This window comes from Sporosarcina sp. P29 (genome assembly GCF_002743265.1).
In the GTDB taxonomy this organism is placed as follows: Bacteria; Bacillota; Bacilli; order Bacillales_A; family Planococcaceae; genus Sporosarcina.
Genome location: NZ_PDYX01000006.1, coordinates 40,808 through 63,701, shown reverse-complemented (window position 1 = coordinate 63,701; position 22,894 = coordinate 40,808). Strand labels below are relative to the sequence as shown.

General features: G+C 43.3%; 25 protein-coding genes. 19 read left to right on the top strand and 6 right to left on the bottom strand.

The genetic code is table 11. The features are described from left to right. The first annotated feature begins 60 nt into the window (after positions 1 to 60). On the top strand, positions 61 to 648 hold the full coding sequence (locus CSV68_RS07235) for a YpjP family protein (RefSeq protein ID WP_099633412.1): 588 nt from the start codon (positions 61 to 63) through the stop codon (positions 646 to 648). Between the two features lie 218 nt (positions 649 to 866). Here the strand turns inward: CSV68_RS07235 and CSV68_RS07230 are convergent, their stop codons facing one another. Further along, on the bottom strand, positions 867 to 1,259 hold the full coding sequence (locus CSV68_RS07230) for a hypothetical protein (protein ID WP_099661783.1): 393 nt from the start codon (positions 1,257 to 1,259) through the stop codon (positions 867 to 869). Positions 1,260 to 1,534: 275 nt separating this feature from the next. On the opposite strand from CSV68_RS07230, the gene CSV68_RS07225 reads away from it, so the two are divergent. Both CSV68_RS07225 and CSV68_RS07220 read left to right on the top strand, forming a co-directional pair. After that, complete coding sequence (locus CSV68_RS07225; RefSeq protein WP_099661782.1) at positions 1,535 to 2,476, top strand: thymidylate synthase; 942 nt, start codon at positions 1,535 to 1,537, stop codon at positions 2,474 to 2,476. 12 nt (positions 2,477 to 2,488) lie between these two features. After that, positions 2,489 to 2,971 carry a dihydrofolate reductase gene (locus CSV68_RS07220; RefSeq protein WP_099661781.1) on the top strand — a complete coding sequence of 161 codons (483 nt, stop codon included), beginning with the start codon at positions 2,489 to 2,491 and terminating at the stop codon, positions 2,969 to 2,971. Positions 2,972 to 2,980: 9 nt separating this feature from the next. On the opposite strand, the gene trhA is transcribed toward CSV68_RS07220, so the two are convergent. Next, complete coding sequence (gene trhA / locus CSV68_RS07215) at positions 2,981 to 3,616, bottom strand: PAQR family membrane homeostasis protein TrhA (RefSeq protein WP_099633416.1); 636 nt, start codon at positions 3,614 to 3,616, stop codon at positions 2,981 to 2,983. Positions 3,617 to 3,694: 78 nt separating this feature from the next. Here trhA and CSV68_RS07210 point away from each other — a divergent pair, with 78 nt between their 5' ends. From CSV68_RS07210 to CSV68_RS07165, 10 genes are all read left to right on the top strand, one after another. Continuing rightward, a complete protein-coding gene (locus tag CSV68_RS07210) occupies positions 3,695 to 4,531 on the top strand; it encodes a DegV family protein (RefSeq protein ID WP_099633417.1) in 837 nt (278 codons plus the stop codon). 25 nt (positions 4,532 to 4,556) lie between these two features. Then, the gene (locus CSV68_RS07205) at positions 4,557 to 5,360 is read left to right on the top strand and encodes a GDSL-type esterase/lipase family protein (RefSeq protein ID WP_099633418.1); all 804 of its coding nucleotides are present in this window, start codon (positions 4,557 to 4,559) and stop codon (positions 5,358 to 5,360) included. Between the two features lie 8 nt (positions 5,361 to 5,368). Next, positions 5,369 to 5,941 (top strand): YpmS family protein, encoded by a 573-nt coding sequence (locus tag CSV68_RS07200; protein ID WP_099633419.1) that lies wholly within the window; start codon positions 5,369 to 5,371, stop codon positions 5,939 to 5,941. 7 nt (positions 5,942 to 5,948) lie between these two features. Then, positions 5,949 to 6,485 carry a peptide-methionine (S)-S-oxide reductase MsrA gene (gene msrA / locus CSV68_RS07195; protein WP_199168399.1) on the top strand — a complete coding sequence of 179 codons (537 nt, stop codon included), beginning with the start codon at positions 5,949 to 5,951 and terminating at the stop codon, positions 6,483 to 6,485. After that, the gene (gene msrB / locus CSV68_RS07190) at positions 6,482 to 6,907 is read left to right on the top strand and encodes a peptide-methionine (R)-S-oxide reductase MsrB (protein WP_099633421.1); all 426 of its coding nucleotides are present in this window, start codon (positions 6,482 to 6,484) and stop codon (positions 6,905 to 6,907) included. The genes msrA and msrB overlap by 4 nt, the downstream gene beginning before the upstream one ends. A gap of 15 nt (positions 6,908 to 6,922) precedes the next feature. Beyond that, a complete protein-coding gene (locus tag CSV68_RS07185) occupies positions 6,923 to 7,147 on the top strand; it encodes a YozE family protein (protein WP_099633422.1) in 225 nt (74 codons plus the stop codon). Between the two features lie 78 nt (positions 7,148 to 7,225). Further along, on the top strand, positions 7,226 to 7,930 hold the full coding sequence (deoD, locus tag CSV68_RS07180; RefSeq protein WP_099633423.1) for a purine-nucleoside phosphorylase: 705 nt from the start codon (positions 7,226 to 7,228) through the stop codon (positions 7,928 to 7,930). A gap of 75 nt (positions 7,931 to 8,005) precedes the next feature. Beyond that, entirely contained in the window at positions 8,006 to 9,502 is a 1,497-nt protein-coding gene (locus CSV68_RS07175; RefSeq protein ID WP_099661780.1) for a lmo1851 family serine protease, read from the top strand. A 64-nt stretch (positions 9,503 to 9,566) separates the two neighbouring features. Next, entirely contained in the window at positions 9,567 to 10,466 is a 900-nt protein-coding gene (locus tag CSV68_RS07170; RefSeq protein WP_099633425.1) for a CobW family GTP-binding protein, read from the top strand. A 178-nt stretch (positions 10,467 to 10,644) separates the two neighbouring features. Continuing rightward, entirely contained in the window at positions 10,645 to 11,298 is a 654-nt protein-coding gene (locus CSV68_RS07165) for a CAP domain-containing protein (RefSeq protein ID WP_099633426.1), read from the top strand. A 354-nt stretch (positions 11,299 to 11,652) separates the two neighbouring features. Here CSV68_RS07165 and CSV68_RS07160 read toward each other — a convergent pair whose 3' ends face one another. Then, positions 11,653 to 13,008 (bottom strand): MATE family efflux transporter, encoded by a 1,356-nt coding sequence (locus CSV68_RS07160; RefSeq protein ID WP_099633427.1) that lies wholly within the window; start codon positions 13,006 to 13,008, stop codon positions 11,653 to 11,655. An 86-nt stretch (positions 13,009 to 13,094) separates the two neighbouring features. Between CSV68_RS07160 and CSV68_RS07155 the strand changes: the two genes are divergently transcribed. The 4 genes from CSV68_RS07155 to CSV68_RS07140 all read left to right on the top strand — a co-directional run bounded on the left by CSV68_RS07155 (position 13,095) and on the right by CSV68_RS07140 (position 18,760). Further along, entirely contained in the window at positions 13,095 to 14,168 is a 1,074-nt protein-coding gene (locus CSV68_RS07155; RefSeq protein ID WP_099661779.1) for an undecaprenyldiphospho-muramoylpentapeptide beta-N-acetylglucosaminyltransferase, read from the top strand. Positions 14,169 to 14,354: 186 nt separating this feature from the next. Next, positions 14,355 to 17,165 carry a 2-oxoglutarate dehydrogenase E1 component gene (locus CSV68_RS07150; protein ID WP_099661778.1) on the top strand — a complete coding sequence of 937 codons (2,811 nt, stop codon included), beginning with the start codon at positions 14,355 to 14,357 and terminating at the stop codon, positions 17,163 to 17,165. A gap of 95 nt (positions 17,166 to 17,260) precedes the next feature. Next, a complete protein-coding gene (gene odhB, locus CSV68_RS07145) occupies positions 17,261 to 18,499 on the top strand; it encodes a 2-oxoglutarate dehydrogenase complex dihydrolipoyllysine-residue succinyltransferase (protein WP_099661777.1) in 1,239 nt (412 codons plus the stop codon). A 63-nt stretch (positions 18,500 to 18,562) separates the two neighbouring features. Continuing rightward, positions 18,563 to 18,760, top strand: a complete 198-nt coding sequence (locus CSV68_RS07140; RefSeq protein WP_099661776.1) for a DUF6501 family protein — start codon at positions 18,563 to 18,565, stop codon at positions 18,758 to 18,760. Positions 18,761 to 19,096: 336 nt separating this feature from the next. Here CSV68_RS07140 and CSV68_RS07135 read toward each other — a convergent pair whose 3' ends face one another. Together CSV68_RS07135 and CSV68_RS07130 are read right to left on the bottom strand one after the other, a co-directional pair. Beyond that, a complete protein-coding gene (locus CSV68_RS07135; RefSeq protein ID WP_099633431.1) occupies positions 19,097 to 20,287 on the bottom strand; it encodes a toxic anion resistance protein in 1,191 nt (396 codons plus the stop codon). Further along, entirely contained in the window at positions 20,277 to 20,936 is a 660-nt protein-coding gene (locus CSV68_RS07130; protein ID WP_099661775.1) for a 5-bromo-4-chloroindolyl phosphate hydrolysis family protein, read from the bottom strand. Before CSV68_RS07130 ends, CSV68_RS07135 begins: the two co-directional genes overlap by 11 nt. A gap of 234 nt (positions 20,937 to 21,170) precedes the next feature. Between CSV68_RS07130 and CSV68_RS07125 the strand changes: the two genes are divergently transcribed. Continuing rightward, positions 21,171 to 21,464: a DUF1033 family protein gene (locus CSV68_RS07125; protein WP_099633433.1), complete on the top strand. Its 294-nt coding sequence runs from the start codon at positions 21,171 to 21,173 to the stop codon at positions 21,462 to 21,464. Between the two features lie 209 nt (positions 21,465 to 21,673). Next, positions 21,674 to 21,874: a cold-shock protein gene (locus CSV68_RS07120; protein ID WP_085130730.1), complete on the top strand. Its 201-nt coding sequence runs from the start codon at positions 21,674 to 21,676 to the stop codon at positions 21,872 to 21,874. A gap of 47 nt (positions 21,875 to 21,921) precedes the next feature. Here the strand turns inward: CSV68_RS07120 and CSV68_RS07115 are convergent, their stop codons facing one another. Beyond that, positions 21,922 to 22,614 (bottom strand): hypothetical protein, encoded by a 693-nt coding sequence (locus tag CSV68_RS07115; RefSeq protein WP_099633434.1) that lies wholly within the window; start codon positions 22,612 to 22,614, stop codon positions 21,922 to 21,924. Positions 22,615 to 22,894 lie beyond the last annotated feature (280 nt).

Genomic DNA, 22,894 nt, shown 5'->3' with positions numbered 1-22,894 from the left:
TGTGACGCTTTTCGTATGAGTTATGTAGATGTATGACGGAATGTTGAAGGAGTGATGGAAATGAAGCAATGGTTACAGCGGCTGATGATCGCATCTGTCGCCGTGTTGACACTGGGCGTCATTACACCCAATCATGAAATTTGGACAAACTTTACGGATAAGAATGAACCAAATGAATCTGGAACCCACGCAGAAGGCATGGAGTATTCCCTTGAACTGCAAGACAACCGAGATGACTTACTGACACTAGACAGCTACACTAGAGAACAACAATTGGTCGCACACGCGCGTCTATTAACGTATGAAAAATTCGGACAGCGTATCGGCCCCGTAATCCAGAATGAATTCGATCACGAGATTTTCCCACGAATCGAAGCCGTGATCCAAACGACCGTACATAATGCAGCGGATCGCCGTCTCGCCATCACTGAGCAGCCTTCAGGCGATTATGCGGAAAAGATTTTTCACGTCTATGACAAGACAGCGAATGAAGATCTGATCAAATTCCACGTTCGGACGGAAAAGCGACCGGTTGACGGCTACTTCTATAACTTCCATTACCATACAGCGGATGATGGATTTGTGGCGCACCATTCAGTTGGGGATATTTACTGGTCGAAGAACACACCGCCGAAGTGGCTTTCGTAAGATGTTGAAGTTTTGTTTAGAGAAAACTGAATTGAATAAAAACCGTGTGAGGCCCAGTTAGTAGAATTGGGGTTCATGCGGTTTTTTGTTTCGCTTCTATCGTCAGGCAGGTACCTGCTACCTTAATAAAAATCGGGTGTTTCTTATTGTGTACGACCTAACACGTAATTACTGATGAAATGTAGCCGATACGTTTATCGAAACACACATCGGCAATGTTATTCCCACTTCTTTCTATTAATAAAAATTGAGAGAAGATTTGTTGAGGAGAGTTTTTCTTGATAAACGTTCAGCTCCTTTTCAATACTTTCCAATCTCAAATTTTGTTCATCTTGTTTGGTTATTTGATTCTCTTGATAAACTTTTAGTTCTTCAATTGTACTTTTCAATCCATCAATAGATTCTGCTAGTTTTTTGCTTTCTTGTTTTTCTGTAATAAAGAAGTAACAAGCCAATGTTAAGGATAGAACACCTGAAAGGATTCCTATCCAGGTTATGAAATCACGTTCATTCCCCAACCCCCAAAAAGCATATAATGAAGCCACGAAAGTCACAATAAACAATAGCACAAAAATAAAAGCAAAGATTTTACTCCGTTCTTTAATATTCAATTATATACACCACCCAATCTATTTTATAAATCATAGTTTGTTGTAGAATTATTGCAGTTGAAGTTAGTGAACAGGTAATACATCTTTAAAAATGCCGCTGTAATGAAAAATACAAATTAAATGCACGAAGCACATAATTAACACCCCGCGAAAACAGCTTTTACAATCAGCCGTTTTGTAGGATGTTTTTTTGTGCAGTATTCCAATGTCTTTCTCTTTGTACTAACACAAACAATGTTATAATAGGTGTAATTTCAGAAGAGGGAGCTTGAAGCATGAAGCAATATTTAAATCTATGTCAACATATTCTGGATACAGGAACAAAAAAGGGAGATCGTACGGGTACGGGGACATACAGTGTCTTCGGGTATCAGATGCGTTTTGATTTAGCGCAAGGATTTCCTTTATTAACGACAAAAAAGACGGCGTTTCGTCTAATTGTCTCGGAATTACTATGGTTTATAAAAGGTGATACGAATATCCGCACGTTGATTCAAGAACGTAACGGTATTTGGGATGAATGGGCATTTGAGCGGTATGTGAAAAGTGAAGCGTATACAGGACCGGATATGACGGATTTTGGTCGCCGTGTACTGAAGGATGAAGAATTCGCGGTTACGTACAAAGCGGAGCTCGCATCATTTAAAGCGAAAATCTTAGCTGACGAAGAATTTGCGAACGAGCACGGGGATCTAGGTCCTGTCTACGGTAAGCAATGGAGAGCGTGGGATAGTGCGAACGGTGTCATCGATCAGCTTGCACAAGTGATTGACAGCATCAAAAACAATCCGGACTCTCGCCGCCACATCGTCACGGCATGGAACCCAGCTGAAGTGGATGATATGGCGTTGCCACCATGCCACTTACTGTTCCAGTTCTACGTGGCGGACGGCAAGTTATCATGCCAGCTCTATCAGCGCAGCGCGGACGTCTTCTTAGGTGTACCGTTTAACATCGCGTCGTATGCATTACTCATTCATTTAATTGCACATGAATGTGGTTTAGAAGTAGGCGAATTCGTCCATACATTAGGAGACGCTCACTTGTATCAGAACCATATTGATCAAGTGCACGAGCAATTAGCGAGAGAGCCGAAAGAATTACCGACATTGAAAGTCAATTACGACGGTCGTTCGATCTTTGATTTGACGACGGAAGATATTTCGATCGAAGGTTATGATCCGCATCCGAGAATTAAAGCACCAATCGCAGTATAAGGAGGACATACGATGATTTCATTATTAGTGGCACATGACCTAGGCCGAGTGATCGGCAAGGACAATGAGATGCCGTGGTATATTCCGGAAGAGCTACAATACTTTAAAGAGAAGACGATGGGCAAGGCGATGATTATGGGACGCAAAACGTTTGAATCGATTGGTCGTCCGTTAAAAGGTCGATTAAATATCGTCATTACGCGAAATGAAGATTATGAAGCGGACGGGGTAACGGTCGTTCATAATATGGACAGCGCGGTAAAACTCGCGAAAGACTATGCGGACGAAGTGATGGTTATCGGTGGCGCGGAGATTTTCAAGATGTCGATGGCAGATAATGCTGACAGGTTGTATGTGACGGTCATCGAGAAAAATTATTCGGGTGATACATTTTTCCCGGAATACGAAGAAGACTACGCGTTAACAAGTAAGTCTCAGCCACATTATGCGAAAGACGGCACTGCGTACACGTACCAAATTTGGGATAAAAAATAACGCTCTTCTCTATACATAGAGAAGAACGCTAAAGAACATAGATGCGCTGCCTGCCATAACGAATAGGTGCCAGATCGCGTGATTATACGGTACACGGCGTGACATGAAGAAGTACGCACCCGCTGTATAGAGCAACCCACCGATCACAAGCAACCATACGCCTTCTGGCGGCAGTGCGTTATATAATGGTTTGATCGCTAACACGATGAGCCAGCCCATTATGAGATAGAGTGCAAGTGATAGTTTGGCAAAGCGGTGAATGTAAAAGACCTTGAACAAGATACCGAACAAGGTCAATCCCCAGATGATGCCAAATAACGTCCAGCCGAGTGCCCCTTTTAAGGTGACAAGCAAAAATGGCGTATACGTTCCGGCAATCAGTACATAAATGGCGGAATGGTCGAGAATCGCGAAAAAAGATTTCAACTTGACCGGCATACTATGTAATAGTGTACTCGCGAGAAATAGTAACAACATGGACACGCCGAAGATCGTGTAACTTGTAATAGCGATTCCGGTACCTTGTTTCACACCTTTTAAGATCAGCAAGACTAGTGCAGGTATGCTGAGTAAGAACCCGATGGCATGCGTAATTGCGTTCCAGCGTTCTTCCCGCAGATTCTTGTAATCGAATGATTCTTCCATAATTGCACCTCCTGCAACACACTATACCAAATACAGCGATAAAAATCGCAAAAGCCACACGCGAAGGAGATAGAAATCATGAAAAAAATTCATATCGTCACGGATTCCACTGCAGATTTAACGGATGAAGTGATTGCTCAATACAATATCCATGTTGTACCTTTAACACTAATCGTCAATGACAAGTCTTATATTGACGGCGTAGAACTCCAACCGGAAGAATTTCTCAACTTGATGCGCGACGCAAAAGAATTACCAAAAAGTTCACAGCCGGCAGTGGGTGTATTCCAGACTCTCTATGATGAACTGGGAGCGGATGGCTCGCAAATCATCTCGATTCATATGACCGGTGGCATGAGCGGTACAGTGAAATCCGCAGAAACGGCAGCTCGTGCTTCAGACGCAGATGTTACCGTCATCGACTCGATGTATATTTCGCACGCATTGTCGTTCCAAGTGCTTGAAGCATGCCGACTGGCTGAAGAAGGCAAAACAGTAGCGGAGATTGTGGAGGCAATTGATCATGTACGTAAAAGTTCCTCTTTATTCGTCGTACTGGATGTCCTAGATAACATGGTAAAAGGCGGACGTATCGGCAAAGGGAAAGCAATGTTCGGTTCCCTTATGAATATCAAACCTATTGCGTCGCTTAAAGACGGGGTCTATTCGCCCGTCGCAAAAGTGCGCAGCCATAAACAAGTAGTCTCGTATTTATTTGATGAGTTTAAGAAAGAAACAGCAGGGAAAGTAATTCGTAGTGTTGGGATTGCCCATGCAAACGGTCTGGCGATGGCGGAACCGCTCAAAAGCAAGATAGAAGAGATGGGGATTCACGTGATGCTGACATTTACAACACCGATCGTCAGTACCCATACAGGAGAAGGCGCGATCGGATTCATGTATTACACCGAGTGATACTAACTACAAAGGATATGACATTATGAGAAGAATGCTAGTGCTAGGTCTCGTCTTTTCATTGTTCTTAGCAGGGTGCCAGGCCCCATTCAGCAAAAAAGAGACGACGCTTGCGGAACGTGATACCGTTGCGTTCGATCCGTTTATTGTGCCAGAAACTTTTATCCCGAAACGTGTGAACGTCTTAGGGCTAGGTGATTCATTGACACAAGGAGTCGGCGATGAACGTAAAGAAGGCGGATATTTCGGCCGTTTGACGTCGGACATGGAACAATGGAAAGGCATTATGGAAGTGGACGCCGTGAATTTAGCGAAACGCGGACGGCGCAGCGACCAGTTTTTAAAGCAATTGCAAGATGAAGACGTACAAGAAGCGATCATTCAGGCAGATTATATCGTCTTTACGATCGGTGGCAATGATATCATGAAAGTCGTCAAAGGGAACTTCATGCAGATGAAAATGTCTGATTTCTATAAGGCGCTCGGTAAATTCGAAAATAGAATTGAAGAGTTGTTCGAGATTTTGCGTCTGTATAACCCCGATGCACCGATTATCGTGGCGGGTCTTTACAATCCGTTCTCCGTCGTAACGGACGAGGTACAGGAGTTCGAAGACATTATCGCTGACTGGAACCGCTCAATTGAAGAACAAGTGGAACAAGACGGCATGGCTTGCTTTGTTCCGGTAAAAGATTTATTTAATTCGAATGAAAACCTGGTTTATCACACAGACTTCTTCCATCCTAATAGTAAAGGATATGATTTGATGGAAAAGCGTTTTGTAAGAGAAATTAAAAGCTGTTCAGCGGTTGACCTGGAAGTGGAGTGAAGTACAATATGAATATTTGGAAAGTAGCGTTTTTCAGCCTGGCAGGAATAGTGGCAGCGGCGCTCGTGGGAGTAATTATCCTCATCAGTGGTGCTACCGCTTCTCCCCCCCTACCGGAAGATAAAGAGGCAAAAGGGGAAGGCTATACTTTGGCACTCAATACAACCAAAGTGAATTTTGAAGGAATAGCAAACACATATATTAGAAAAGCGGTAAAAGGCAAGTTGCCAGTGGAATTAGAAATGCGCGACGATGTATTGTTAACGTCTGAACTTACGGTGTTCTCGCATACATTACCGCTTGCCATGCATTTTGATCCCATCGTACGAAAAGATGGAAACTTAATTCTCAAACAATCGTCCATGGAATTAGGACAATTGAATGTACCTCCTTCTACGGTATTGAAATTATTGAAGAGTTCAGTTGAGCTGCCAAAATGGATGGTCGTTCGACCGAAAGAAGAAGAAATTTTCATCGATTTAAAAGACTTGCCGATCTCGGGAGACGTCCAAGTGAAGGCAAAAGAAGTGAATTTAGCACAAGATGAGATTATATTGGAAGTATTGATACCGAAAAACTAAGGGGGCAATTACTATGACAACACAACTCGCAACTTTCGCAGGCGGATGCTTCTGGTGCATGGTCAAGCCGTTCGACCAATACGACGGAGTACATTCCGTAACGAGTGGTTATACTGGAGGACATACCATCAATCCAACGTACAAAGAAGTTTGTTCCAATACAACGGGTCACCGAGAAGCTGTAGAGATCGAATTCGACGATAGCGTCATCAGTTACGAAGAATTATTGACTGTTTTCTGGCAAGTAATCGATCCTACTGACGCAGGCGGCCAATTCCATGATCGTGGTGAATCGTATAAGTCAGCGATCTACACACACTCGGACGAGCAACAACAAGCAGCAGAACAATCGAAGCAAGCTTTACAAGACAGCGGCAAGTTTAGCGCACCGATTGTGACTGATATTTTCCCGGCGGAAGTATTCTATCCAGCTGAAGAATATCACCAGCAATATTATGAAAAGAACCCGGATCACTACGCGCGTTACACTGTCGGATCAGGTCGTGCAGGATTTATCGAAGAAAATTGGGGGAATCGTTCATGAAAAAAGACTTACGTACTGAATTAACAGAGATGCAATATCATGTGACGCAAGAAAGCGGAACAGAACCACCGTTTCGTAATGAATATGATGCACACTACGAAGACGGAATCTATGTAGACATCGTATCAGGCAAACCGTTATTCAGCTCGAACGATAAATACGACGCAGGTTGCGGATGGCCAAGCTTCACGAAGCCAATCGAAGCCGTAGAAGTAACCGAGCATTTCGATACAGCTCACGGTATGCGCCGCACGGAAGTACGCAGTAAGACAGCGGATTCTCACTTAGGACATGTATTCCCTGACGGACCAACAGAACAAGGCGGGTTACGTTATTGTATCAACTCCGCTGCATTGCGCTTCGTTCCAGTGAGTGACCTAGAAAAAGAAGGCTATGAAGAATACAAAGGACTATTTGAGTGAAAGTAGGTGACGACGATGGATCGATCCTTTTACCATTTCGCGCTACGCTACCGTGGCGGTGGAAAAGATGATGTAAAGGCGTTGTTTGCAGATAGAATGTTTGTCGATGCCGGTTTCCCGAAGGATGAAGAGGATTTCGATTCATTGTCGCGTTACGTCGAGGACATGGCGGACGATCATTTACGTTCTACTACATTTGACGAAATATACGCAATCTATCAAGAGCTTTGCAGTAGATAAATGGCGAGGGTTTCATTGCATCTCGCCATTATTCACTGTATGATAATAACAAATTAGTGAAAAGAGGCTGAAAAAAAGATGAGCATACATATTGATGCAAAACCAGGCGATATCGCAGAAACAGTTCTTCTTCCGGGAGACCCATTGCGCGCGAAGTATATCGCAGAAACTTTTTTAGAGGACGTCGTACAGTATAACGAAGTACGTAATATGTTTGGCTTTACAGGAACATACAAAGGCAAACGCATTTCCGTACAAGGTACTGGGATGGGCGTCCCATCTATTTCTATCTACGTAACCGAGTTAATGCAGGAGTTTGGCGTTCAAAAATTGATTCGCGTTGGAACATGCGGTGCGATTCAAAAAGACGTGAAAGTACGGGACGTTATCTTGGCACAAGGTGCGACAACAAATTCTTCACTAAACGACGTTACATTCGGCCCGATTCGTTTTGCGCCGATTGCGAACTTTGATTTATTGATGAAAGCGTATAATGCAGGGAAAGAAAAAGGCTTGCATTTACAAGTAGGAAACGTCTATACAGAAGATTTCTTCTATAATGAAGACGCACAGCATGAAAAACTAGCGCGTCACGGCGTATTGGCAGTGGAAATGGAAGCTGCAGCACTGTATACACTAGCAGCTCGCTATGGCCGTCAAGCACTAGCTGTCCTAACAGTTAGTGACCACATCCTTACAGGAGAGATTACGACTCCTGAAGAGCGTCAAACGACATTCAATGAGATGATCGAAGTTGCGCTAGACGCAGCAATTGCTGACTAATAGAATAGATAGAAACTTGTAAAAGACCGCTCTTGGCAGCGGTCTTTTGCAGGGATATGGAAAGTAGGGAAGACAATGAACGAAAACGATTCGCATGAGAACGAGAAACCTCAACCGGAAGCGCAGAAACCTACTCGCTTTATTCGGATCAAACCGTTTTCTCTGATCATGCTCATTTTTTTCCTTGTACTGGCGACAGCCGCCGTTACCTTCGTTGCACTGACGGTAGGAGACGAAAAAGTAGTAGAAGTCGTCAAACCGAATCAAGTAGGTATGGAACGAAAAGAGTTCAAGAAACTGTATGAGGCATACGATCAACTGAAAGAAAGTTATTTTGACGATGTAGATGATCAAGTTGTCATCGACGGTGCAATCAACGGAATGGTTGATTCATTGGGTGATCCGTACTCCGATTATCTAAATGAAAAAGAAGCCAAGCAATTGAATGAAAGCATATCTTCAAGTTTCGAAGGAATTGGTGCGGAAATTCAAGAGTCAAACGGCTATATTAGTATCGTGTCACCAATCAAAAACTCACCTGCTGAAAAAGCGGGTTTACTACCAAATGATACGGTGCTATCAGTAGACGGCGAAAGCATACAAGGTTTGTCTTCATCGGAAGCAGTATTGCTCATCCGTGGAGAAAAAGGGTCCACTGTGACATTATCTGTTCGACGCGGCGAGAAATCGGATCCGTTTGACGTGAAAATCGTCCGTGACGTGATTCCGATCAATACGGTCTATGCAGAAATGCTCGACGATAACATCGCACATATCAATATTACATCGTTCTCTGAACATACGTATGAAGAATTACTCGAAGCCCTGAATGAAATGACTGATAAAGGCATGGAAGGCGTACTCATTGATGTGCGTCAAAATCCAGGTGGCATCTTAAGTGGTGCAATCGACATTTCCGACTTATTCGTTCCGGATGGCAAAGTTTTATTCCAAACGGAGGAAAAAGGGAAGGCACCGGAAGCGTATCCTTCGTCTGACGGACAGAAAGTAACCGTTCCCGTCGCGTTGATCGTAGATGAGGGCAGTGCGTCCGCGTCTGAGATCTTAGCAGGTGCGTTAAAAGAGTCTGCGGGTATTCCAATTGTCGGCGTGAAGACGTTTGGTAAAGGAACGGTTCAAACACCGACTCAATTACCGGATGGCTCCAACTTGAAATTAACGACAGCGAAATGGCTAACTCCAGACGGCAACTGGATCCACAAAAAAGGGATCGTGCCTGACGTGAAAGTACCGTACCCTTCGTATGCGTCACTTCCTTTCCTAGATTCATCTGAAGAGATGGACGAAGGTCTCGTTTCACCTTCCGTACAAGCGGCAGAAGAGATGTTAGAAGCGGTAGGGTATGACCCAGGAGAAGCAGATGGTCTCTACGACGCAGGTACAGCACAAGCCGTTAAAGCGTTGCAGAAAGATCTATCACAAGAGCAGACAGGCATCTTGACTGGCGATACAACAGTCGGCTTAATGCAGAAATTACGGGACAAGATGAAAGAAGATGACCCGCAATTGCTGAAAGCGAAAGAAGTCGTGTTAAAAGAAATTAACTCATAATCAAAGATCCACGCGTCCAGCAATCGTTGGGCGCGTGTTCTCTATGGAAAAGGATGATATAACTATGATCGATGTATATTTACTCAGCGGCTTTCTCGGAAGCGGTAAGACATCACTACTCGTTAATCTGGTAGACCAGGTAAAGAAATCAGGAAGACAACCAGCTGTTCTAATGAATGAATTCGGAGAACTGAATATCGACAGTCAAATCGTCGAGGAAGCAGGAGAGGTTCCGTTAAAGGAATTACTAAACGGCTGTATATGCTGTACGGGTGCGGAATCTACAGAGGCACAATTACAAGGCTTACTAGCAGATTATCCGGAGATTGACGTACTGTTCATTGAAACAACAGGTGCTGCTCACCCTGTAGAAGCGTTAGACGCCGTTTACTCGCCGTTATTCGCAGAGAAACTAGACGTCAAGGGAATTGTTACTGTAGTGGACGCCAAGCGCTGGATCGACCGTGATAAGCTGTCGCCTCGTATACAGGCATTATTCCTCGAGCAAGTTCGCCACGCACACTTCATGGTGCTCAATAAGACGGATTTGCTGACAGACAACCAATTGGCGTTCGTGACGATGCAAGTGACGCAATTTAATAGTTACGCACCGCTCGTCCAGACCGTGAACGCGAAAGTCGATTTCAGCTATATCGAGAAGATGGTCAATGTGGAAGCACCCAAGCAGCCGGTCGCAACAGGTAGTGGATTACCACTTGCATCAAAGGTGTTGGCGTTTGATACACCGATCAACCAACAACATTTTGAAGACTGGGTGCGGACATTACCAGACAGCGTCTACCGGATGAAAGGCTATATCCAACTAGAAGGTTCTCGGTACTCGCATTTATTCCAATATGCATATGGCATGGTCAACTGGATACCTGAATATATGCAAATACCGTCTAAATTAGTGATCATCGGAGAGCAACTCACCGACATTGAATATACGCCAAAAAACTAGTTGTCAATAGCTTTCTATTGTTAATAGTCTTCTCTACTGGATAAGGTTGCTAATTACATCGTTCTCAGACTCTCATTCCATAGCTTTCTAGAGTTCATTGGACAAATTGGTAGGTTTGACCAAAATCTCTCCTTTTCTTTGACGTTATGCTAGGTCACGTAGAAAAGGAGGGACCAAGATGAAAAAACCTTTATCACTCATCTTATTAAGCTCAGCTATTTTATTGCCTACACATGCAGCAGAGGCAAGCACGACAAATCAGGTGAAAACACACACCTATACGTGGAATGTATCGGATCAGCAGGTGTACACGTATTACTTTGGTAACTATCAGTACCAGAAGCCACAACAACGTCCGGTTGCGAAACCGACACCACCTGCACAACAACCAACTCAGCCAAACCAACCAGTGGAGAAACCACAAACAGACAAGCCGGCACAACAAACAGCGAATGTGTCTGCAACAGAGCAAGCCGTACTCGATTTGACGAATGCGGAACGTACGAAGGCAGGACTCAAGCCGTTGCAGATCGATGCAGCCTTGCAAAAGTCCGCAAAGCAGAAATCAGCCGATATGGCAGCGAACAACTATTTCTCTCATACGAGCCCGACATACGGTTCACCGTTTGATCAGATGAAACAGAATGGTGTTACATATAGTTCGGCAGCCGAGAATATCGCGATGGGTCAGCGCAGTGCACAGGATGTCGTGACAGCTTGGATGAATTCAGCTGGACACCGTCAAAATATCCTAACGCCTGGGTTTACGCATATCGGTATCGGTTATGATGCGAATGGACACTATTGGACACAGCAGTTTATACAGAAGTAAAGCTAGTTAGGCTAACGGAGTGATTTCCGTTAGCTTTTTTTAATGGGGAGAGTTAGAGACTGCATGATTTCCGTTGTAGAAGTTCAAGAGAGTAGTTGAGACTGATAGAGATGCGAGGGGTAATGAGCGGATACAGGTTAGTATAGAGCGCTTGACGTGCAGTATGAGCGGTTGTGGACTTTGATAGAGCGGTTGCCTCGTATCATAGAGCACTTCACGTTGACCATAGAGCGGATACAGATGAACTATGAGCGCGTTAGACGAATGAATGAGCATAACTTGCATGGCTCTCATTCACTTCAGACACAAAAAAGGCCAATGGAATCAAAACTCCATCAGCCTGTAACCAACTCATTATTCCACTTCACGATACCTATTCTGTATAAACCGTAACCTAAACGACAGAATCACCGCACCTACCGATAGACCAACTATGAGACCAACCCAGTATCCGTATGCGCCTAGCTCCGTATAGCGGGCGAGTGCGAATCCTGTAGGCAACCCAATGAGCCAGAATGACACGACACCGACTAGGAATGTCATCGTTACGTCCTTGTAGCCACGTAACGCACCTTGGATTGGCGCTTGCACTGCGTCCGATAGCTGGAAGAGTGCGGCATAGATGAAGAAGTGCACGGCTAGTGTAATAATCGCTGTGTCCGTCGTATACATAGAAGCAATCGACTCACGGAACATCAGTAAAATGAATATGGATAAGAAACTGAAAACCACAGCGAACGCTATGCCGAGATACGTATACTCGCGCGCGTCCTTCGTTTTATTCGCACCAATTGATTGACCGACTAGTATCGTCGTACCCATCGAGACGCTTAACGGCACCATATAGAGGAGAGACGTGAAATTGAGCGCGATCTGGTGAGCCGAGATGACTTGTGCGGTATAACTGCTCATTAATAATGTGACGACAGAAAAGATACTCGTTTCTACGAATATGGATAATCCGATCGGCACGCCAATGAGTAAAATTTCTTTCCATTTGCGGAAAGAGATTCGTTGCCATCCACTAAACAGCGTAAACTCTTTAAAGTGGCGGGATGACCAAGCGATTAGCACCGCGATGAAGAACACGAGCCAGTAGGTGAATCCGGATGCATACCCAGCGCCAGCACCACCTAGTTCTGGAAAACCGAAGTTACCGAAAATCAATAAATAGTTTAATGCGATATTAATGGGTGCAGATAACAGAATGATAAACATTGAGACACGGGTTGCACCGAGTGCGTCAAAGAATGAACGCAGAACAGTGTAGGCCATCAACGGCACCAATCCAATGCTCATACCCGTCAGATAGGCGGACGCTACTTCTATTACCGGTGCATCCAGTGGCATTCTCGTAATAGCGGGTAACACGACAAAGTGGATCAGCACGAAAATGATTGCTGAAAGAGCGAGAGATACGTATAATGCTTGCTGGACAGTCGGACGGACATCGCTTTTATTCTTCGCACCGATTTGCTGTGCGATAATAGGAGTCAGGCCCATCAGAATTCCCGAAAGGCCGGTATAGACTGGTATCCAGAAGGAACTGCCGATGGTCACGCCTGCTAAGTGGAACGTGTCGTAGCGCCCTGTCATGAGAATATCGAAGAATGACATCAGATAAAGCGCGACTTGCGTAATCACAATGGGAATCATAATCTTAATAAAAATGGATGTTTTTTGTTGCAAAGGTTTCGTTACAGTAGTCATAGTTTTGATTTCCTCTACTAATTTTTTTCGTTTTGACTAGTGTAGCATGAAATATAGTAGGCAACGCATAGGGAAGGATGGAATGAATGAAACAACCGGTAGTCGTTTTAACAGGTGGCGGTACAGCAGGACACGTATCCGTCAATCAAGCATTAATTCCTGTGTTTTTGGGTAAAGGGTATAGTGTGCATTATATTGGTTCTCATGAAGGTATTGAAAAAGAGTTGATAGGAGAAGGTCATCCGGAAGTGGTCTATCACGCAATACAAAGTGGTAAGTTGCGTCGGTATTTCTCAATGAAGAATTTTACGGATCCATTTCGTGTTGGTGCAGGGACGCTACAAGCGCTCGCTATTTTGCGGAAACTGAAGCCGGAGATCATCTTTTCTAAAGGAGGTTTCGTTTCGGTACCCGTTGTCATGGCAGCGAAACTTGCAAATGTACCTGTTGTTGTCCATGAATCAGACGTGACGCCAGGACTTGCGAATAAATTGGCATTGCCGTTCGCATCCCAAATCTTTACTGTCTTTGAACAGACGTTGCAATATGTGCCGACAGCAAAATCTGAATGCACAGGCCCGATTATTCGTCCTGAGCTGTTTATGGGCGATCGGCAAGAGGGATTACGCAGAACAGGTTTGAATTCCGAAAAGCCGGTATTCATTATCATGGGAGGTAGTCAAGGCTCTGCCGTGTTGAATGAAGCGGTGCGCAATGAATTACCCGCGTTGCTACAGAAGTATCAGATCATTCATTTATGTGGTAAAGGGAATGTGGTAGAAGGTCTTTCAGTGGCGGGGTACGTACAGTATGAATATGTCACCGATGAATTGCCTGATTTGCTAGCGGCTGCTGATTATGCGGTTTCGCGTGCGGGGTCGAATGCAATTTTCGAATTGCTTGCGATCCATAAGCCGATGTTGCTTGTTCCCCTTGCCGCCTCAAAGAGCCGTGGTGATCAAATATTGAATGCAGAATACTTCGCTTCTAAGGGATTGGCATTACAAATAGAAGAAGAGCAATTCGAAGTGCAGTCTGTTACAGAACAATTTGATGAACTCGTGAAGGAAAAAAATCGATTGCTGTCGAATATTGAAAAGACGACAGAACCGAAGACACCTGAAAAGATGGCAGAATTGATTTTATCGTTCCAAAAATGAGAATGTACGCGAAGTGCCTAAGAGACGTAGTTTTCAGTATTTTTTAATATATTTCCAAGTACTTTGCAGAAAACTACGCATATTAGGATTAATCCCTTTCAGTTCTAAGGTTTGCGTGCTATTATTGTATAGAAGTAGTTAAAATAAACACAACACGCCGATAGGCAAATGTGGAGGTTATATTACATGTCGAACAATGTGGATTCCCATCGTTCCCCGTATGCTAATTTTTCGGGTCCAAACCTTGGGTATGTAATGGAAATGTACGATCTGTTCAAAACAGATCAAGATGCAGTAGATCCTGATTTAGCAGAGCTATTCAGGAATTTTGGTGCGCCTCAGATGGATGAGTCAGGTCAAGAGGCAGTTATAGCGCAAGGTTCCCAAACGGATTTGCGTAAAGTTCTTGCTGTTTATTCTTTACTTGAAGCTATTCGTTCTTATGGACATCTTGCAGCAGACATTTATCCATTAAACGATCGACCTAAAGATACATCCCGTCTTGAACTGTCATATCATGGATTGACAGAAAGCGATCTGGTCGGATTGCCAGCAACTTTGTTCTTGAAAAATGTTCCAGCGACAGTTGAAAATGGATTAGATGCAATGAATTATTTGAAGTCTCTTTATACAGGCTCCATCGCATATGAATTCTCTCACTTGATCGATGAAACAGAACGTAACTGGATTCAATCAAAAATTGAAAACGGCGACGTACAGTCAAAAATGCAAGAAGACGAGAAAAAACAACTTCTTGAGCGTTTGACGAAAATTGAAGGCTTTGAAAAATTCATTCACCGTACATTCGTAGGAGCGAAACGTTTCTCCATCGAAGGTGTGGACACATTAGTCGTCTTAATTGATGAATTAATGCGTCTTTCCGAAGATGCGAAAATGGAAAAAGTGCTAATCGGCATGGCTCACCGTGGACGTCTGAATGTATTGACGCACAACTTAAACAAACCATACGAAATGATGTTTGCAGAATTCGCAGGCGTACCTGCTTCACCGTTCTTACCAAAAGACGGATCTCTTGAAGTAACGCGCGGCTGGTTCGGTGACGTGAAATACCATATGGGTGCTCTTCATAAAGGTAAGTCTGGGATGAATCGCTTCCTTGCGTATAACCCATCTCACCTAGAAGTAGTAAACCCTGTAATTACGGGTCAGACTCGTGCTGCCCAAGAAAACACGGACAACCCAGGTATTCCACAACAAGATACAAATAAAGCATACGCGATTTTAGTACACGGTGATGCAGCGTTCCCTGGACAAGGTATCGTTCCAGAATCATTTAACTACTCTCGTGTTCGCGGTTTTAGAACAGGTGGATCGGTCCACGTCATTGCCAACAACACGATTGGCTTTACGACGGAATATTATGATTCCCGTTCTACACACTATGCATCTGATCCAGCAAAAGGCTATGAAGTGCCTGTATTCCACGTGAATGCAGATCACCCAGAAGAAGTACTAGCTGTTGCAAAACTGGCATTTGAATATCGCCAGGCGTTCGGCAAAGACGTACTAATCGACTTGATTGGTTACCGTCGTTACGGACACAACGAAATGGATGAGCCACTAGTGACAAATCCAGTGATGTACCACGAAATCCATAAACACCCTACAGTTCGTGAAATTTACGGACAGCGTCTAGTAGAGCAAAAGCTTCTAACAGATGAAGAGGTTAAAGAAATGGACAAGTCGGTGATCGCAACGATGCAAGAAGCGTACGATCACGTAAAAGAAGAATCAGCAGACGCTCCGGAAATTTCTAATGCAACACCGGAAGTGGTACAAGCTGGACTACCACGTGATCTTGAAACAGGGGTAGCGGAAGATCGCCTTCGTCAAATGAACGATGAGCTATTGACGTATCCAGAAGAATTCACTGTCTTCAATAAATTGGATAAAATCTTGAAGCGTCGCCTAGAGCCGTTTAAAGGTAAAGGGAAAATCGACTGGGCACATGCTGAGCAATTGGCATTCGGTTCAATCATTCAAGACGGTAAGCCAATCCGTATTTCTGGACAAGATATCCAGCGCGGTACATTTGCACAGCGTCATTTAGTATTACATGATGAAAAAACAGGTGAAGAACTTGTTCCATTGCATCATATTAGCGGATCTACTGCTTCATTCGTGGCGTATAACAGCCCACTGTCCGAAGCAGGTATCGTAGGATATGAATTCGGTTATAACTTAGAAGAAGACAAAACGATGTCGATCTGGGAAGCACAATACGGTGACTTCTCAAACATGGCACAAGTCATGTTCGACCAGTTCGTATCTTCAAGTTATTCGAAGTGGGGTCAGCAATCTGGCCTTGTGCTATTGTTGCCACACGCATTTGAAGGACAAGGACCAGAACACTCCAGTTCTCGTATTGAGCGTTTCCTACAACTTTGTGGTGAAAACAACTGGACAGTTGCGAATATTTCTAGTGCAGCAAACTACTTCCACGTATTGCGTCGTCAGTCGAAAATTCTCGGCAGCGAAGCAGAGCGTCCGTTAGTTATTGCTACACCTAAGTCATTACTTCGTCATCCACTAGTTGGAGCAGATGTTGAAGACTTAACGGAAGGTCACTTCAAGACAGTTCTTGAGCAACCTGGCACAGGGAAAAAACCTGAAAAAGTTAAAAAGATCTTGTTTGCAAGCGGGAAGATGGCAATCGACCTAGCGGAGAAGATTAAAGACGGTGAAGGATTCGACTACTTGCACGTGATACGTGTAGAGCAGTTATATCCATTCCCATCCGACAAAATCAAAGAAATCCTTGCACGCTACCCGAAAGCAAAAGATTTAGTATGGGTTCAGGAAGAGCCGAAGAACATGGGGACATGGTCATTCGCTTATCCATTCCTAGAAAAACTAGCTGACGGTAAGGACATTTCTTACGTAGGACGTATTAAGCGTTCAAGTCCTTCTGAAGGTGATGGAGCTTCTCATAAAAAAGAACAAAATCGAATCATTGAAGAAGCTTTGAAAAAGTGATATAACGAGTAAGAAGCTTTACAATTAAATTTAAAACTACTTATATAAAGTAGCTTAACCGTTAAAAACGGTATACCTACGAGGAGGAATTTATTGTGGCAGAGATCAGAGTACCTGAACTAGCAGAATCAATTACAGAAGGTACAATTGCAAAATGGTTAAAACAACCCGGTGAAAACGTGGATAAAGGTGAATTCATCGTTGAATTGGAAACAGATAAAGTAAACGTCGAAGTAATTTCAGAAGAAGCAGGCGTTTTGTCTGAACTATTGGCTGCAGAAGGCGACACAGTTGAAGTTGGCCAAGTTATCGCGATTGTAGGCGAAGGTTCAGGTGCACCGGCACAACAAGCTCCACAAGCAACTGAAGCTGCAGCACCAGCACCAGCACCAGCGCAAAAAGAAGAAACTCCAGCTCCAGCAGCAACTGCTGTAACGGAAGAAGCATCTTCTTCAGACCGCACGATTGCAAGCCCAGCAGCACGTAAGCTTGCTCGTGAAAAAGGTATCAATCTTGCAGACGTATCACCTGTTGATCCAATGGGTCGCGTACGCGCACAAGACGTATCTGCTCACAACAACGCTCCAGCACCTGCTGCGGCGGCTCCAGCTGCTAAAGCAGAAGCGAAAGATGATGGCCGTATCACTCGTGAAAAAATGACTCGTCGTCGTCAAACGATCGCTAAGCGTTTGCTTGAAGTAAGACAATCAACAGCAATGTTGACTACTTTCAATGAGATTGATATGTCGAAAATGATGGAACTTCGTTCACGCAAAAAAGACCAGTTCTTCGAGCAAAACGATGTACGTCTAGGCTTCATGTCATTCTTCACAAAAGCAGTCGTTGCAGCATTGAAGAAATATCCATATGTTAACGCTGAACTAGATGGCGATGAAGTTCTATTGAAGAACTATTTCGATATCGGTATCGCAGTATCTACTGACGGTGGATTAGTTGTACCAAACGTAGTAGACGCAGACCGTAAGAGCTTTGCACAAATCGAAGCATCTATCGGCGAACTTGCGAAAAAAGCACGCGACAACAAATTGACAATGGCTGATATGACAGGCGGTTCATTCACCATTACAAACGGTGGGGTATTCGGTTCATTATTGTCTACTCCAATCCTTAACGGTACACAAGTAGGAATCTTGGGTATGCATACAATTCAAAAGCGTCCAGTAGCTATTGGTGACAATATCGAAATTCGTCCGATGATGTATGTTGCACTTTCTTACGATCACCGTGTAATTGATGGTAAAGATTCAGTAGGATTCTTGAAGATGATTAAAGAGTTGCTTGAAAATCCTGAAGACCTTCTACTAGGTTCTTAATTAACACAAGCCAAGCGACCCGCTAATCAGCGGGTCGTTTTTATTTGGGAAAGGAGAGATTTTATGTCATATTTACAATGGTTAGATGAGCCTACATTGAAGACGGTGACGTGTACGCATACCGATGCAGCGAAATTTTCCGTTAGTAATATGCTAACGGTAGGGAAGTCGTATGAAGTGAAGAATGAGACCGAGGAGTTTATCTTTGTGGTAGACAACTCCGGCAAGGTCGGCGGCTTTTATAAGACGTATTTTGAGTGATTGCTAGGTGAATAAATAGTAGGAAGTGTAGAGACGATTCTTAATTGAATCGTCTTCTTTATGTTTGGGATGGGTAGCGCGGGAACTATTGTAGTTTGAAGTTTTAAACTTGAATAACTGGTGAGAACTGTGCGGCTTACGCTCAATAATTCGTCTACGTGCTCATAATTCATGCGTATTCGATCTATGGTCACTGCCAACCGCTCTATTAGGTGCCATATCCGATCATACGATACGCTAAGCGCTCTATCGCTGATTGTATCCGCTCATTGTCCGCAGACTCACTAGCGGTCCTGACCTATATCTTGAAATTACACCAACAAAAAACCGTCTCTCTTATGAGGGACGGTTTTGTGATTCTTCATATACAGCGAGTAAACGTGTCTTCAGATCTTGTTCCATTCTAGCGATCTCAGTCTCGGCAGCTTTGCGTTTCGCGCGGCCATCTGCTTGGATCAGCAACGTTTCTTCGATCGTCTGGATCAAGTTCTCTTGTGTTGTTTTCAATGTATCGATCTCAATAATACCTTTTTCGTTTTCTTTAGCTGTCTCAATGCTATTCACTTTCAACATTTCGGAGTTACGAAGCAATAAATCGTTCGTCGTCTTCGTGACGAGCTTCTGTGACTCCACAGCCTTTTGCTGACGGTTGAGTGTCAAAGCAATCGCAATCTGGTTCTTCCAAAGTGGAATCGCCGTCATAATGGAAGCCTGGATCTTTTCAGCCAGTGTTTGGTTCGTTTGTTGGATCATCCGAATCTGCGGAGCACTCTGAATCGTGATCTGGCGTGATAATTGCAAGTCATACAGGCGTTTTTCTAAACGATCCACAAATTGTGCCATATCATTGACTTCTTGAACCATCATTTGATCATCCGATTGTTGTGCTTTTTTATGCAGTTCTGGAATAATTGTACTATTGATTTCATCAATCTTTAATTCAGCTGCTGCGATATAGACGTTCAATGCTTGGAAGTAAGTTTTATTTTGCTCATACAAATTGTCCAGCATGCGGACGTCTTCCATTAAGCCTCGTTTGGAGTGCTCTAGTTGAACGCTTATTTTATCGACTTGTGTGCCGAGTTTTTCGTATTTTGTCATGATTTCTTTAATCGGGCGAGTGGCTTTGTTAAATAAACGACTAAGGCCGGATTTCTTTTTATCCGAAAGATCATCTGTATCGATTTCGGATAGTTTGGCCATTAATTCATTCAGTACATCGCCGACAGGGCCGATATCTTTGCCTTGAACATGATCCAGCATTTTGTGAGAGAAGTTGGATAGTTCGTTTTGCGCATTGGCTCCGTAGGAAATGACGGCTTCGTAATTACCGACAGGAATCTGTGAAGCCAATTGTCTTGCTTTATCCTGTTCTTCAGGTGTTAATCGATCAATTAATTTAGTAGGTGCAGCTGTGTCCGACAGCGAATTTTCCATCTCTTTCGGAAGCAAACTAGCATCCATGTCGAATGGATTGTCGAGCAAATCGTCCACTGATTTTTCTTGTAGTGTGTTTTTATCTGTCATTGGAATGTTCCCCTTTCGATTCGAGCAACGGTTTGTTTCGCTTGAGTGTAATATCGACGTAATCAATTTCCATTCGAAGTTGTTCCAAATCAGTTGATACAGCGTTACGTAAATCTTGTTCCATTTCGAGACTCAAATCGGATAATGTCTCGCGTGTATGTTGTAACGCGATCTTGATATCCTGGTCTTTTAATGGTTGGTTCACGAGTAGGCTATACTTCGATGTTAATTCTACGACGGAATCAAGGTGGGCATAAAAAAAGCTTTCGACTTGATAGAACTTTCTCGGATTGGACTGGACGATCTTGATGATGCGTCTAGCCATCGAAGACATATCGTACACTTGTCTGAATGCTTGGATTGAACGGACTTGTCCGTACATATTTCCAAGCTGCTTTAGCTTACGTTTAGATTCATTCAGTTGTTGTTCAATATGTTTATATTCAGAGCGCGCCATTCCAAATTGTTTTAGTGTGGAGCGTAACTGCAGTTCTTTAATCGCCACGTTGCCTCCTGCATACAGTGCAATCCCGATTGCGGAACCTAGGAAAAAGTTGATACTAGTACCGCCAATTAGGATAACCCATGTCAAGAAACTAGTCGGAGCCATAATTACATGTCGTGTGAAGAAGTTTTTTATATTATTCATGATGGTTCAGGCCGCCTTCCATTCTGACTCTATATAATACTTACGGATTAACAGCGAAAAGGTTTCATTTATCGTGCAGACAGTAAGGTTACTGGAGCCTATCTCAATTATAGCCGAAAATGGCCAAAAACTCATATATTACGCAACATGAATCAATTTACTTTGATTAGCGAGTTGAATTTGCTAGAATGAATATCATTCCTGCATAGCGCAAGGTAAAGGAGTGCTTACTGAATGTATGAAGTGGTGTACATGAAGGCGGACTTTGAGCCGTGGTGGATGTTTGAAGAGTGGAGAGACTACAGTGTCTCATCCAAAACATTTACGAATAAAATCGATACAGAAACATATATTAAAGAAGTAATCGGGAAGATGGAACCGTATTTTGAGCATTACGAAGTACGGAAAGGCTGCTTTCACGCGTTTTGGACCACATCTGAAAAACACTATTGTGAAGGCTGTGAAGGAGACTTGCAATTGTATCACGGCATTATTGTGTTGTTAGACGGGGAACCAAACATATCGTAAGAACATTCTGTAAAAATGTATTTATCAATTGACAATTCAGACCAATATGTTATACTAAACGTAAGTAAATTAATCGAACGACCGTATGCTAAGTGATTCACCTATTACAAAAGGGATCGGCGTCGTCGGCAACTTTTGTAATACGTGAATTTTTTTGTATGCTAAGGTTCGTGTATTAAAGTATTTATATTTTTTTTGGAGGTAATCGAATGAAACAAGGTACAGTGAAATGGTTTAACTCAGAAAAGGGCTTCGGTTTTATCGAAGTTGACGGAGAAGAAGACATCTTTGTGCACTTCTCAGCAATCCAAGGCGACGGATTCAAATCTCTTGACGAAGGTCAGCAGGTTGAATTTGAAGTTGTCGAAGGTAACCGTGGTCTACAAGCAGCTAACGTTGTTAAAATCTAAACCACTAGAAAAGGCGCCCATTGTGGCGCCTTTTTATTTGCAAAAAATTAAGGTTGTGTCACAGTTTCTAGACTAGATGTAACGACGAATTCATCTTCGCCTTCCATAGACATTGTCGACTCACGTTTTACTTCCCCAAAATCCTTCACAAGATAGATCCTGTTGACGAAGTCTTTACCGACTTGCTCAATTACGACCGCATCTTCGAACTGCTGATAGGGCGTTTCCACTGAGGCGTTCATCTCAACAATCTTCCAGTCGTCAAATGTCGTCCCCACTTCAATAGGACCTTTCAAATACGTTCGAATCGGATTCATAGATTCTAGTTCTTCGGTCGGCGGAACACCAGCATCTAAATCGATATGTTCTTCCTGTAATACTTGAATTTCATCTCCATTGACTTTATACACTTTTTGAACAAATGCACCACCGTTGTTTTCGTGAATTACGACATAGTCTTGTGCAGGCCTCGCTACAGTAATATCTAGTTCAGCAAATTCATTCCCGACGCCTTTATAATGCGCGCTTGAACCATCTGGAAGAAAGTAATCCAGTAGGGCTACATCGGTCAGATTCGCATCCTTGTCGTCATTTTGCTGTTCTGACTTGTCACCGTTCGTTCCTTCTTGGTTTGTCTTAGCAGAGTCAGTCTTACCATCAATAGACGTAGCAGGCTTATTTGAGCATCCAGCGAGCACGAGAAGCAGTGCAGCCATCAGAAACCATAGATTGCGTTTCATAATGAAAAACCTCCTTTTACTTTCTGTTATTCCCTTAATAGTGGAAGCTATTCATAGCGAATAAAAAATAAGGTAGTGCAATCGATTTGTAAATCGCATCGATCGAGTGGACACTCAAAACATCTTGTACATTTAATTCGATTTCTAACCAGAAAGATTCAGTATAGATCTCTATTTTTATTGTGAAAAGTCTCAAAGTATATGATTTATTTACGAGTATCCAAACAAATCCATCTATAAACATATTATATAGTTCTAACGAAACCTGGTTCCAAATAAT

Bases quoted from the DNA above. Each gene is read 5' to 3' on its own strand.
- CSV68_RS07235 (WP_099633412.1), top strand. From the start codon at position 61: ATGAAGCAATGGTTACAGCGGCTGATGATCGCATCTGTCGCCGTGTTG.
- CSV68_RS07225 (WP_099661782.1), top strand. From the start codon at position 1,535: ATGAAGCAATATTTAAATCTATGTCAACATATTCTGGATACAGGAACA.
- CSV68_RS07220 (WP_099661781.1), top strand. From the start codon at position 2,489: ATGATTTCATTATTAGTGGCACATGACCTAGGCCGAGTGATCGGCAAG.
- trhA (WP_099633416.1), bottom strand. From the start codon at position 3,616: ATGGAAGAATCATTCGATTACAAGAATCTGCGGGAAGAACGCTGGAAC.
- CSV68_RS07210 (WP_099633417.1), top strand. From the start codon at position 3,695: ATGAAAAAAATTCATATCGTCACGGATTCCACTGCAGATTTAACGGAT.
- CSV68_RS07205 (WP_099633418.1), top strand. From the start codon at position 4,557: ATGAGAAGAATGCTAGTGCTAGGTCTCGTCTTTTCATTGTTCTTAGCA.
- CSV68_RS07200 (WP_099633419.1), top strand. From the start codon at position 5,369: ATGAATATTTGGAAAGTAGCGTTTTTCAGCCTGGCAGGAATAGTGGCA.
- msrB (WP_099633421.1), top strand. From the start codon at position 6,482: ATGAAAAAAGACTTACGTACTGAATTAACAGAGATGCAATATCATGTG.
- CSV68_RS07185 (WP_099633422.1), top strand. From the start codon at position 6,923: ATGGATCGATCCTTTTACCATTTCGCGCTACGCTACCGTGGCGGTGGA.
- deoD (WP_099633423.1), top strand. From the start codon at position 7,226: ATGAGCATACATATTGATGCAAAACCAGGCGATATCGCAGAAACAGTT.
- CSV68_RS07175 (WP_099661780.1), top strand. From the start codon at position 8,006: ATGAACGAAAACGATTCGCATGAGAACGAGAAACCTCAACCGGAAGCG.
- CSV68_RS07170 (WP_099633425.1), top strand. From the start codon at position 9,567: ATGATCGATGTATATTTACTCAGCGGCTTTCTCGGAAGCGGTAAGACA.
- CSV68_RS07165 (WP_099633426.1), top strand. From the start codon at position 10,645: ATGAAAAAACCTTTATCACTCATCTTATTAAGCTCAGCTATTTTATTG.
- CSV68_RS07160 (WP_099633427.1), bottom strand. From the start codon at position 13,008: ATGACTACTGTAACGAAACCTTTGCAACAAAAAACATCCATTTTTATT.
- CSV68_RS07155 (WP_099661779.1), top strand. From the start codon at position 13,095: ATGAAACAACCGGTAGTCGTTTTAACAGGTGGCGGTACAGCAGGACAC.
- CSV68_RS07150 (WP_099661778.1), top strand. From the start codon at position 14,355: ATGTCGAACAATGTGGATTCCCATCGTTCCCCGTATGCTAATTTTTCG.
- CSV68_RS07140 (WP_099661776.1), top strand. From the start codon at position 18,563: ATGTCATATTTACAATGGTTAGATGAGCCTACATTGAAGACGGTGACG.
- CSV68_RS07135 (WP_099633431.1), bottom strand. From the start codon at position 20,287: ATGACAGATAAAAACACACTACAAGAAAAATCAGTGGACGATTTGCTC.
- CSV68_RS07130 (WP_099661775.1), bottom strand. From the start codon at position 20,936: ATGAATAATATAAAAAACTTCTTCACACGACATGTAATTATGGCTCCG.
- CSV68_RS07125 (WP_099633433.1), top strand. From the start codon at position 21,171: ATGTATGAAGTGGTGTACATGAAGGCGGACTTTGAGCCGTGGTGGATG.
- CSV68_RS07120 (WP_085130730.1), top strand. From the start codon at position 21,674: ATGAAACAAGGTACAGTGAAATGGTTTAACTCAGAAAAGGGCTTCGGT.
- CSV68_RS07115 (WP_099633434.1), bottom strand. From the start codon at position 22,614: ATGAAACGCAATCTATGGTTTCTGATGGCTGCACTGCTTCTCGTGCTC.